12 protein-coding genes are annotated in these 11,599 nt (G+C 71.2%); 3 read left to right on the top strand and 9 right to left on the bottom strand.

The features are described 5' to 3' along the window. The 7 genes from AC1DWC_RS04465 to AC1DWC_RS04435 form a co-directional block, all read right to left on the bottom strand. Positions 1-715 (bottom strand): Rossmann-fold NAD(P)-binding domain-containing protein (locus tag AC1DWC_RS04465; protein ID WP_477906341.1); only part of this gene is annotated, 715 nt, incomplete at its 3' end. Then, positions 712-1,917: an acetylornithine transaminase gene (locus AC1DWC_RS04460; RefSeq protein WP_477906340.1), complete on the bottom strand. Its 1,206-nt coding sequence runs from the start codon at positions 1,915-1,917 to the stop codon at positions 712-714. The genes AC1DWC_RS04460 and AC1DWC_RS04465, both read right to left, overlap by 4 nt. Then, complete coding sequence (gene argB, locus AC1DWC_RS04455) at positions 1,914-2,831, bottom strand: acetylglutamate kinase (RefSeq protein ID WP_477906339.1); 918 nt, start codon at positions 2,829-2,831, stop codon at positions 1,914-1,916. The genes AC1DWC_RS04460 and argB overlap by 4 nt, the downstream gene beginning before the upstream one ends. Continuing rightward, positions 2,828-4,066, bottom strand: a complete 1,239-nt coding sequence (argJ, locus tag AC1DWC_RS04450; RefSeq protein ID WP_072845571.1) for a bifunctional glutamate N-acetyltransferase/amino-acid acetyltransferase ArgJ — start codon at positions 4,064-4,066, stop codon at positions 2,828-2,830. Before argJ ends, argB begins: the two co-directional genes overlap by 4 nt. Next, positions 4,063-5,136 carry an N-acetyl-gamma-glutamyl-phosphate reductase gene (gene argC, locus AC1DWC_RS04445; protein ID WP_477906338.1) on the bottom strand — a complete coding sequence of 358 codons (1,074 nt, stop codon included), beginning with the start codon at positions 5,134-5,136 and terminating at the stop codon, positions 4,063-4,065. Before argC ends, argJ begins: the two co-directional genes overlap by 4 nt. A gap of 64 nt (positions 5,137-5,200) precedes the next feature. After that, entirely contained in the window at positions 5,201-5,689 is a 489-nt protein-coding gene (locus AC1DWC_RS04440; RefSeq protein ID WP_477906337.1) for a DUF420 domain-containing protein, read from the bottom strand. A gap of 160 nt (positions 5,690-5,849) precedes the next feature. After that, on the bottom strand, positions 5,850-7,373 hold the full coding sequence (locus tag AC1DWC_RS04435; RefSeq protein ID WP_477906336.1) for a class I adenylate-forming enzyme family protein: 1,524 nt from the start codon (positions 7,371-7,373) through the stop codon (positions 5,850-5,852). Between the two features lie 125 nt (positions 7,374-7,498). Between AC1DWC_RS04435 and AC1DWC_RS04430 the strand changes: the two genes are divergently transcribed. Together AC1DWC_RS04430 and AC1DWC_RS04425 are read left to right on the top strand one after the other, a co-directional pair. Then, entirely contained in the window at positions 7,499-8,155 is a 657-nt protein-coding gene (locus tag AC1DWC_RS04430) for a TetR/AcrR family transcriptional regulator (RefSeq protein WP_477906335.1), read from the top strand. A 34-nt stretch (positions 8,156-8,189) separates the two neighbouring features. Then, complete coding sequence (locus AC1DWC_RS04425) at positions 8,190-9,854, top strand: acyl-CoA dehydrogenase family protein (RefSeq protein WP_477906334.1); 1,665 nt, start codon at positions 8,190-8,192, stop codon at positions 9,852-9,854. Between the two features lie 30 nt (positions 9,855-9,884). Here AC1DWC_RS04425 and AC1DWC_RS04420 read toward each other — a convergent pair whose 3' ends face one another. Further along, positions 9,885-10,052, bottom strand: coding sequence for a hypothetical protein (locus AC1DWC_RS04420; protein WP_169888377.1), 168 nt, complete (start codon positions 10,050-10,052; stop codon positions 9,885-9,887). A 157-nt stretch (positions 10,053-10,209) separates the two neighbouring features. On the opposite strand from AC1DWC_RS04420, the gene AC1DWC_RS04415 reads away from it, so the two are divergent. Next, entirely contained in the window at positions 10,210-11,103 is an 894-nt protein-coding gene (locus tag AC1DWC_RS04415) for a CHRD domain-containing protein (RefSeq protein WP_477843570.1), read from the top strand. A gap of 3 nt (positions 11,104-11,106) precedes the next feature. Here the strand turns inward: AC1DWC_RS04415 and AC1DWC_RS04410 are convergent, their stop codons facing one another. After that, the gene (locus tag AC1DWC_RS04410) at positions 11,107-11,502 is read right to left on the bottom strand and encodes a PspA/IM30 family protein (RefSeq protein WP_477906333.1); all 396 of its coding nucleotides are present in this window, start codon (positions 11,500-11,502) and stop codon (positions 11,107-11,109) included. Positions 11,503-11,599 lie beyond the last annotated feature (97 nt).

The following is an 11,599-nucleotide window of genomic DNA, read 5'->3' as shown; positions in this document are numbered from 1 at the left end:
GCGCAGGGTGACGGGACTGTGCAGGGTGACGGGACGAGGCCGTGACCACCGCCCGGTCCGAGTCGGCGCGGTCGCAGACCGAGGCCGTGACCACCGCCGGCCGGGCCCGGGCCGCGTCGAGCACCCACTCGGCGGGCGCGAAGCCCGCGGGCGCCGCGACGGTCACGTGGATGCCGGCGGTGACGCCACCGAGCAGCAGCGAGTGCGCCATGTTGTTGGCGCCGTCACCGAGGTAGGTCAGCCGCAGACCCTTCAGCTCGCCCTTGCGCTCGGCGAGCGTCTGCAGGTCCGCGAGCACCTGGCAGGGGTGGAACTCGTCGGAGAGCGCGTTGACGATCGGCACCGTCGCGCCCTCCGCCATCTGCTCGAGCCGGTCCTGGCCGAAGGTGCGCCACACGACCGCGTCGACGTAACGCGAGAGCACCCGTCCGGTGTCCTGCAGCGTCTCCTCGCGGCCGAGCTGGGTGTTGCGGCCGTCGACGACCACGGCGTGCCCGCCGAGCTGCGCGATGCCCATCTCGAAGGAGAAGCGGGTGCGGGTGGAGTTCTTCTCGAAGATCACCCCGACCCCGCGCGGGCCGGCCAACGGCTGGCGCGCGGTCGGCGCCTTCTTCAGCTCCGCGGCCAGCGCGAGCACCTCGGCCTGCTGGGCCGGGCTCAGGTCGTCGTCCCGCAGGAAGTGCTTGACCGTGCTGGTGCTCTCGGTGGAACTCACTTCGTATCTCCCTGGCTCTGAACTGCGTCGAGGATCCCGGGCAGAGCGGCCACGAAGCCGTCCGCCTGTGCCTCGGTGAGGATTAGCGGCGGCGCCAGCCGCACGACGCCGGGCTGCGCGGCGTTGATCAGGAAGCCCGCGTCTCGCGCCACGTTCTCGACGGCGGGCGCGACATCCGCGGTGAGCACGACGCCGAGCAGCAGCCCCGAGCCACGCACGTGGTCCACGAGCGGATGCCCGATGCCCTCGATGCCGTGGATCAGGTGCTTGCCGAGTGCGTCGGCATGGCTGACCAGATCCTGGTCCGCGACGGTCCGCAGCACGGCGAGCGCGGCGGCCGCACTGACCGGGTTGCCGCCGAAGGTGGTGCCGTGCTTGCCGGGACTGAGCAGCTCCGCGGCCGCCCCCGTGGCAATGCAGGCACCGATCGGCAGGCCGCCGCCGAGACCCTTCGCGAGGGTCATCACGTCCGGCACGATGCCGACCGCCTGGTGGGCGTAGAACCACCCGGTGCGCCCGATCCCGGTCTGCACCTCGTCGAGCGCCAGCAACGCACCGCGTTCGGCGGTGATCCGGCGAGCCTCCACCAGGTATCCCTCGGGCGGCACCACGACGCCACTCTCGCCCATGATCGGCTCCAGGAACACCGCGGCGGTGTCCTCGTCGACAGCGGCGTCGAGTGCGGCGATGTCGCCGTACGGGACGTGTTCGACGCCGGCCGGCATCGGCTCGAACGGGGCCCGCTTGTCGGGCTGGCCGGTCAGGGCCAGCGCACCCATGGTGCGGCCGTGGAACGCCCGCTCCGCGGCGACGATCTTGCGGCGTCCGGTCAGCCGGGCGATCTTGAACGCGGCCTCGTTGGCCTCGGTGCCGGAGTTGCACAGGAACACCCGGCCGGTGACGCTGCCGCCCTCACCGGCACCGAGGTGCGCCAGCAACTGCTCGGCGAGCGCGATCCCCGGCTCGGTGGCGTACAGGTTCGAGGTGTGGCCGAGGGTGGACAGCTGGGCCGTCACGGCGTCGACGATCGCCGGGTGCGCGTGCCCGAGGATGTTGACCGCGATCCCGCCGAGCAGGTCCAGGTACTGCTTGCCGTTGGCGTCGGTGACCACCGCGCCCTCGCCGCGGACCAACGCCACCCGCGGCACCCCGTAGGTGTTCATCAGCGCGTGGGACCAGCGCTGCTGCAGCGGTTCTGTCATGACTGTCCTTCGAGGTTCTCGGTGGTGGGTGCGGGGGTGACCATGGTGCCGATGCCGGTGCCGGTGAGCAGTTCGAGCAGTACCGAGTGCGCGACGCGACCGTCGATCACGTGCGCGGAGGGGACACCGCCGTGCACCGCGCGCAGGCAGGCCTCCATCTTCGGGACCATGCCCGCGTCGAGGCTCGGCAGCAGCTTTTCCAGTGTGGCGGAGTCGATCTCGCTGGCCAGCGACGACCGGTCCGGCCAGTCGGTGTAGAGGCCCTCGACGTCGGTGAGCATCACCAGTCGCTCGGCGCCGATCGCCTCCGCGAGCGCGGCGGCGGCGGTGTCGGCGTTGATGTTGTGCACCACGCCGCCGGCGTCGGGGGCGATGGTGGAGACCACCGGGATGCGCCCCGCGTCGATCAGGTCGAGCACCGCGTCGGGGTTGACGGTGGTGACGTCCCCGACGAGGCCGATGTCGGTGGCCTGGCCGTCGACCTGGACGGTGCGGCGGGTCGCGGTGAACAGGTGCGCGTCCTCGCCGGAGATCCCGACCGCGTACGGGCCGTGTGCGTTGATCAGCCCGACCAGTTCGCGGCCGACCTGCCCGAAGAGCACCATCCGGACCACGTCCATGACTTCCGGTGTGGTGACCCGGAATCCGCCCCGGAACTCGCCCTCCATGCCCAGACGCGTCAGCATGGCGTTGATCTGCGGGCCGCCGCCGTGCACGACGACCGGGTGCATGCCGACCGTGCGCAGGAACGCCATGTCCGCCGCGAACGCGCTCTTGAGCTGGTCGTCGACCATCGCGTTGCCGCCGTACTTGACCACGACGATCTTGCCGTGGAAACGCTGCAGCCAGGGCAGCGCCTCGGCGAGCACCTGCGCGCGGGCGGTGTCGTCGAGATGCTCGACACCGGCACTCATGACGAGTACGCCGAGTTCTCTTCGACGTACGCGTGCGAGAGGTCGGTGGTGCGGATGGAGACCTCCGCGTCACCGACGCCGAGCTCGATGCGCAGCGCAATGTCGATCCCGGACAGGTCCACCTCGCGGGCGCCGGGCGCGCCGACCCCGTCGATGCACACCGGGTTCCCGTTGAAGGACACCGAGATCCGGTCCGGGTCGAGTTCGATCGGGGCGATGCCGACGGCGGCCAGCACGCGGCCCCAGTTGGGGTCGGAGCCGAACAGCGCGGTCTTGACCAGGCTGTCGCGGGCGACGGTGCGGGCGCCGATCAGCGCGTCCTGCTCGGAGGCCGCACCGGCGACGGTGACCGTGACCCGCTTGGTGACGCCCTCGGCGTCGGCCATCAACTGGTCCGCGAGGTCGTCGCAGACCGCGAGGACGGCGGCGTTGAGGTCCTCCTGCGACGGCGTGATCTCGCTGGCACCCGAGGCGAGCAGCAGCACGGTGTCGTTGGTGGAGGTGGCGCCGTCGACGTCGAGGCGGTCGAAGGACATCCGGGTCGCGTTGCGCAGGGCCTCGTCGAGCTGCTCGGCGGTCGCGATGGCGTCGGTGGTGATGACGCAGAGCATGGTGGCCAGCGCGGGCGCGAGCATGCCGGCACCCTTGGCCATGCCGCCGACGTTCCACTTGCCGTCGTGGTGCAGGGCCGCCTGCTTGGGGACGGTGTCGGTGGTCATGATCGCGTACGCGGCGTCGGTGCCGCCGGAGATGCCGCCGGCCAGCTCGTGCACGATCTCGGTGACGCCGGCGAGCAGCGTGTCCATCGGCAGCCGGTCGCCGATCAGCCCGGTCGAGCACACCGCGACCTCGACGGCGCCGGTCTCCGTGCCCCAGTCGCTGAGCGTGGCGGCGACGTGTTCGGCCGTCTTGTGGGTGTCCTGGAACCCGGGGGCTCCGGTGCAGGCGTTGGCGCCGCCGGAGTTGAGAACCACCGCGCGGACCCGGCCGGTGCTCAGCACCTGCTGCGACCACAGCACCGGGGCCGCCTTGACCTTGTTGGTGGTGAACACGCCCGCCGCGGCGGTGTCCGGGCCCTCGTTGAACACCAGGGCCAGGTCGGGGCGGCCGCTGACCTTGATGCCGGCGGCGATGCCGGCCCCACGGAACCCGGCGGGTGCGGTGACGCCCTGGGTGCGGACGAGCTGTCCGCCGGCGACGGGGACGGAGTCGGGGATCACGGGCACGGCGTTCACGGGGCAACTCCCACGGTCGAGAGACCTGCGGTCTCGGGCAGGCCAAGGGCCAGGTTCATGGACTGGACGGCACCGCCGGCGGTGCCCTTGGTGAGGTTGTCGATGGCGCAGATCACGACGAGCAGGCCGGCTGCCTCGTCGACGGTGAGGCCGATCTGGGCTGCGTTCGAGCCGATGACCGCGCCGGTCTGCGGAAACTTGTTGTGCGGCAGCACATGTACGAACGGCTCGTCGGCGTAGGCCTTCTCGTACACCTCGCGGGCCCGCTGTTCGTCGACCGTCGTGGCGGCGGTGCAGGTGGCGAGGATCCCGCGCGGCATCGGGGCCAGCACCGGGGTGAACGAGACCGACACCGTGGCGTCGGTGAGCGCGGAGAGGTTCTGGGTGATCTCGGGGGTGTGCCGGTGCACGCCGCCGACGCCGTACGCGCGCGCCGACCCCATCACCTCCGAGCCGAGCAGGTCGGCCTTGGGCGCGCGGCCCGCGCCGGAGGTGCCGCTGACCGCGACCACGTTGACCCGGGGCTCGACGATCCCCGCCGCCACCGCGGGCGCCAGCGCCAGGCTGGCCGCGGTCGGGTAGCAGCCGGGGACCGCGATCCGGGTGGCCCCGGTCAGTTTCTCCCGGTGGCCCGGCAGTTCCGGCAGCCCGTACGGCCAGGTCCCCGCGTGCTCGCTGTTGTAGTAGCGCTCCCACTCGGCGGCGCTGCTCAGCCGGAAGTCTGCGCCGCAGTCGATGATCACGGTGTCCTGGGACAGCTGGGTGGCGATGGCGGCCGAGTTGCCGTGCGGCAGACCGAGGAACACCACGTCGTGGCCGTCCAGTCGGTCGATGTCGGTGGGCTCGAGGACGCGGTCGGCCAGCGGCAGCAGATGCGGGTGATGCTCGCCGAGAGTGCTGCCGGCGTTGCTGCCCGCGGTGAGCGCGCCGATCGTCAGCGTGCCGTCGAGGTAGGCGGGGTGCCCCAGCAGCAGCCGGAGGATCTCACCGCCCGCGTACCCGCTCGCCCCTGCGATCGCGACCCGGATCGGCGCGGACGCCGTGCCTGAGGAACCTGCAGAAATCACCATACGATTGATTATGCATCATGATGCAATCTCATGCACGCACCGCCACCCCGGCGTCCCAGTCGACTCAGCCCACGAAGGCGACCGCGTAGAACACCCAGCTCGTCACGGCGGTGAGAATCATGCCGACCGCCGCCACCGGGGCCCACCGCCGATGCCACGCGGAGTGCCCACCCGGCTGCGGCGGATTGCCGAAGTTGCGCACCGCGCGAACGATCACCACCGGCCACAACAGCACCGAGAATACGGCGAACACCAGGTGGATCGCCAGGGCCGTCCACACCACACCGGACGCCTCGCCCCCGACCACGCCGGCCGCCCGCTCCTCCCAGCCGTTGAGGCGCACGTCCAACTCGAAGAGCACCACGGCAACCAGCAGTCCGACGCCCAGCGGGATCTGCACCCGCCGATGCAGGCCGAACCGTCGCCGGACCTTCACCTGGTACACGCTCCACACCAGGACGACGGTCACCAGAGCCATGACGAGGACCATCAGGTCCATCATCAGGGAGGCCCTCGTACCGAAGAACCCGTCGATCCCGCTGAAATCGTCCATCACCAGAGCCCGTGCCTTTTCGTCGTCGGATGCCCGGCAGCACCACCCTTGATGCCGCTCGCGCGCGTTGACGACGGTTTTACCGACACAGTGTCGGTAAAACCGTCACGCGGACGTTAACACGCCCCCGACGAGGGGCCGATCCGAGGTGCGGCGGGCCTCAGCCGCCGAACACGCTCTCGCGCACCACGTGCTTGGTCAACTTGCCGGACGGGTTGCGCGGCAACGACTCCACCAGCACCAGCTCCCGCGGGATCTTGTAGCGGGCGAGCTTGCCGGACAGGTACTCGCGCAGTTCCTCGAGCTCGAGCTCGCACCCCGCCGCCGGCACCACGACGGCGACCACGGTCTCGCCCCACTCGCGGTGCGGCCGGCCGATCACCGCCACGTCGAGGACGTCCTCGCGCGGCCGGATCGCCTCCTCCACCTCCTGCGAGTAGACGTTCTCGCCGCCGGTGATGATGATGTCCTTGGTGCGGTCGACGATGTACAGGTAGCCGTCCTCGTCCAGCCGGGCGACGTCGCCGGTGCGGTACCAGCGACCCTCGAACACCTCCGCGGTGGCCTCGTCGTTGTTCAGGTACCCCAGCATCCGGGTGTCCCCGCTGAGCCAGATCTCGCCGGTCTCCCCCGGCCCGGCGTCGACGCCGTCGGCGCGAACCACTCGCAGGTCGACCCCGGGCATGCCGCCGCGCCCGATCGACCCGGCCTTCGCGATCTGCTCGTGCGGGTACAGCGCGGTGCCGGTCGGACCCATCTCGCTCATGCCGTACACCTGGTAGAAGTCCTCGGACCGGTACGCCTGCTGCAGTTGCCGGGCGACCTCGGCGCCGATCGGGGCGCCGCCGTAGGTCCACCGCCGCATGGTCGAGAAGTCGTACGCGGACAGGTCGATGCCGGCCGCCCGGGCGACCTGCAGCGGCGCCAGGTAGGCGATCGGGGCGCCGAAGAAGGCGGTGATCTTCTCGGCGCCGATGATCTCGAGGAAGGGCAGCGGCGCGTACTCGCGCATCAGGACGACCGTGCCGCCGAGGAACATGCTCGGGACGAACCAGACGTTGAGCGGGGCCGCGTGCCAGATCGGCATCGCGATCAGCACCCGCTCGTCACGGTCGAGCCCGAGGGTGGTCGCGATGTACGGCGCGACGGTGGTGATCGAGCGATGGGTGTGCAGGCAGCCCTTGGGGGCGCTGGTGGTCCCCGATGTGTAGAGCACCTGGGCGATGTCGGTCTCGACCAGCTCGACGCCGTCCCACTCGTCGGCGACGTCGACGAGCGCGTCGAAGTCCCGTTCGGCGTCCGGCCCACCCTCGGTGAACAGCCAGTCGACCTGCGGCGCACCGGCTTCCGCCACCGGTCGCAGCTCGGCCGACACGACGCCCACCGTCGCCCCGCTGTGCCGCAGCAGGTACTCGACCTCCGGCGCCGCGAGCTTGTGGTTGACCGGCACCACCGCCGCACCGGCCCGCCAGGCGCCGAACGCGGCGATGACGAATCCGGGCGTGTTGAAGGTCATCACCGCGACACGGTCGCCGCGGCCGACGCCGCGGGCCCGGAACACCTCGGCGGCGCGCCGGGAGGCGGCCAGCAGTTCCCGGTAGGTGATGCGCTCGGCCCCGTACACCACCGCTTCCTTGTCGGGGAATTTCCGGCAGGTGCTCTCGAGCATCGTCGTCAGGTTCATGAGTTCTCCTTGGGACGTCCCGGGGTGTCTCCGGGTCGGGGATTGCCGTGTGCGCCGATTCGTTCTACAGTCAGCTCTCGTAAGGATTGAACCATGATTCATAGTTTCGGGAAAGGTGGTGCCTGATGGCGTACCGAGCGACCGACAAGACCCGGGCCGCGCAGGCACAGCGCCGCGAGCTGCTGCTGGCCACCTCCGAGAAGCTGATCGCCGCCGGCGGGTTCGCCGCCGCACCGGTCAAGGCCATCGCCGACGCCTGCGGCATGAGCGTCGGGTCGGTGTACTCGCACTTCGCCGGTCGCGCCGACCTGCTGGCCGCCGTGTTCCGACGCGGCGCCGACCAGGAACTGGCCGAGGTCCGCAAGGCCGTCGAGGCGTGCGAGAGCGCCACCGACCGACTGCAGGCCGTCGTCCGCACCTTCGCCTGGCGCGCCATCCGCGGCCGGCAGATGGCCTGGTCGCTGCTGTTCGAACCGGTCGACCCGCGGGTCGACGAGGAACGCCTGATCTACCGCCGCTCCTACGTGGAGGTGACGACGGCGATCCTGCACGACGGCATCGCCGCCGGGGAGTTCCCCGCGCAGCACGTCGACATCGCCGCCGCCGCCCTGATCGGCGCGATCAGCGAGTCGCTCGCCGGCCGACTGTCCCCGGTACCGGCGGAGGCGACGGAGGCGTCCTCCGACGCCGACATCGTCGACGCCATCCTCGGACTCTGCCTGCGCGCGGTCGGCGCCGAGCCGGTTTCAACCACGTCCACCCCTCCCGGCCACCCCGCCTGATCCATCCCGCCACCGAATCCCGAAGGGACGCACCATGACCAACGTCGTAGCGCAGGGACACCACACCCACGAGGTCTTCAACCAGGCGCCGCCGCGTGTGGATGTCAACGAGTACACCTCGAACATCCCGCTCGTCGAGGGCGTGCGCCGGTACGACGCGGACTGGGCGCAGTCGCACCTCACCGACGTCGGGGCGCTGGTCGGGACCGAAAGCTTCATCCACGACGCGGAACTCGCCAACACGGAGATCCCGCGCCTGCACAGCCACGACAAGCACGGCAACCGCATCGACGAGGTCGAGTACCACCCCGCGTACCACCGAATCATCTCGGCCGCCGTCGAGCACGGCGCACACACCAGCGCCTGGGCCGAGCCCCGCGCAGGTGCCAACGTGGCCCGCGCCGCGACGTTCATGATGTTCGCCCAGATCGAGCCCGGACACTCCTGCCCGGTCTCGATGACCCACTCGGTGGTGCCGGCGCTGGAACTGCAGCCCGAACTCGCGCAGGTGTGGCTGCCCCGGCTGTACGCACGCGGCTACGACGGCGCACTGCGCGCCCCCGGCGACAAGCCCGGTGTGCTGTTCGGCATGGCGATGACCGAGAAGCAGGGTGGCTCGGACGTGCGCGCCAACACCACCACCGCGACCTCGATCGGCGGGCGCGACTACGTACTGAACGGCCACAAGTGGTTCTGCTCGGCGCCGATGTCCGACGGCTTCCTGATCCTGGCCCAGACCGTGCAGGACGGCGCCGAGGGGCTCTCCTGCTTCCTGGTGCCCCGTGTGCTCGAGAACGGCACCCGCAACGTGTTCCGGATCCAGCGGCTCAAGGACAAGCTCGGCAACAAGTCCAACGCCTCGTCCGAGATCGAGCTCGACGGCACCGTCGGCCACCTGGTCGGCGAGCCCGGCCGCGGCGTGCGCACCATCATCGAGATGGTGGCCCGCACCCGGCTGGACTGCGTGTACGGCTCCACCGCCGGCATGCGTCAGTCCGTGGCCGAGGCGCTCTGGCACGTCCGCAACCGGGCCGCGTTCGGCGCGACGCTGATCGACCAGCCGGCGATGACGGCGGTCGCCGCGGACCTGGCGCTGGAGTCGGAGGCGGCGACGGCCACCTCGCTGCGGCTGGCCCGCGCCCACGACGACGACGCGTCGGAGTCCGAGAAGGCGTTCCGCCGCCTGGCCACCGCGGTCAGCAAGTACTGGATCTGCAAGAGGGGTCCGCACCACGCCTACGAGGCACTCGAGTGCCTCGGCGGCAACGGCTACACCGAGGCGTTCCCGCTGGCGCGGCGCTACCGGGAGCAGCCGGTGATGGCCGTGTGGGAGGGCTCGGGCAACGTCATCGCGCTCGACGTGCTGCGCGCCATGACCCGCGAGCCGGAGTCGGTGCAGGCGTTCGACGCCGAGCTCGCGCTGGCCCGCGGCGCGTCGACGATCTTCGACGCCCACCACGACGCGATGCGACGCTCGCTCACCGAACTGGCGACCCTGGCCCCCGCCCAGGCGCAGCTGCGGGCGCGGGCCGTCGCCGCCTCGATGGCGCTGGGCCTGCAGGGTTCCCTGCTCCTGCGCACCGCCCCGACCGCGGTCGCAGAAGCCTTCCTCGCCGCCCGCCTCGGACCCGAGCGCGACCTCGAGTACGGCAGCCTGCCCGCCGGCACCGACTTCGCGACGATTCTCGACCGGCACTGAGCCGAGCGGTCCGGCCGGCGGGCTCCCCCGTCAGCCGGACCGGCCGGACCGGCGATCGAGGTCGGCGAAGGAATCCTTCGGCTTGCGCTGCCCGAAGTTCTCGTTGATCGACACGATGAAGAGCATCGTGACGCCGATCAGCACCACCGCGATCGTGACGACCACGACGGCGTAAGCGAACGCGACAAGTATTTCCATCACAGCACCTCTCGGAGTGGACTGAGGGCTCACGCTACGCCCCGCGCGACGGCGCAGCGCGGTGTTCACCGCGTCCCGGTGGCGTTGACACGGCCCGAATCGCGGGCCTAGCGTCGATCGAGAGCCAGCTCTTCCCGCCCAGCTCTGGGGGTCGTCGATGCTTCGTGGTGCTGCAGTCTGCCTGGCCTCGATCGGTGTGCTGGTTCTCGCCGGCTGCACCAGCTCGCCGAGCTCCGAGTCCACCTCGTCCTCGCCCCCGAGTGCGGCGTCCGGGAGTCCCGGCGCGCAGACTCCCCAACTTGCGCCGGTCTCGCTCGCTCCGATGCCGGTCGGCACCGCCATGCTCAGCTGGGACCCGGCGACGCAACTCGTCACCGCTCAGATCGACATGTACGGGTTCACGCCGAACAGCAGCCACGCGATGCACCTGCACCCCGGTACCTGCGCCGACCAGGGTCAGCCGCCGTCGGTGCCCCTGCCCGACATCGCCGCGGACGCGGCCGGCGCCGTCAACCAGACCGTGGTCAGTGCGCCCGTGCCGGACGGACTGCCCGCCGACTCGTACCTCAACATCCACCTGGCGCCGGCCGCCCAGCTGGGCGCTCCCACCGACGTCAGCTTCACCCCGGTCGCCTGTGCCGACCTGCCGGCCGGCACGCCCGCCCCCGGCCCGGTGTCCATGCAGGTCCAGGTCCCGCCGAAGAACGGGAAGACCCCGAGCGGCAGGACGGACCTCGCGTACGACGCGACCGCCCGCACCCTGCGCGTCCAGGTGACGGCCACCGGGCTGCCCCCGGACACCGGCCACGCCGTGCACATCCACTCCGGGTCCTGCCTTGCCCAGGGCGCGGTGATGTACCCACTGCCGGACCTGACCGCCGACGGCTCCGGCAACGCCTCCCTGACGACCACCGTCGACAACGTCGACTCGCCCCCGCCGGACACCGGCTGGTACGTCAACGTGCACCTGGGTCCGATGAGCCAGATCCTCGAAAACAACTCCCCCACACTGCTGTTCGCGCCGATCCTGTGTGGCGACGTCGCCGGGTAGGGGTCAGCTGTCCATCGACTTGCGGATCTCGTCCAGCTTGCTCCGGGCCGCCTTCTGCCGGTCTTCCCACTGTTCGTCGAGGCTGCGGCCCGCCGGGGTGTCCGCGTCGAGCTCGCGCGCGCCCATCGCACGGCCGGCGATCGACTCGATCTTCTCGCGCACGGCGTCGAAGGTCGGCACCCCGGCGTCGGTGTAGTCGGACGCGGGCACCGCGATCGGGGCGGCGGTCGGGGTTGCGGGCGGGGTTGCGGGCGGCGGAGCCTCGGACGCCCCGGCCTCAGATGCCGCGGGCTCGGAAGCCGCCGGCGCGGGCGTCTCCGCCGCCGGCGGGTCGGGCACGACCTCCGCGTCCAGCACCGGCAGCAGTTCCGCTGCGGGGTCCTTCGGGGATTCGCTCATCACGCCACACTCCTCTTCCGCGGGTTCCCCAACCCTATGCCGCCGAAAGAGATCGGCGGGCGAGCACGAGGTCTCCTGCTCCCCCGTGCTCGCCCGC

The organism is Rhodococcus sp. P4_C10, assembly GCF_056402135.1.
The sequence above is the reverse complement of the archived record's forward strand: the minus strand, read 5'-3'. Positions and strand labels throughout refer to the sequence as shown.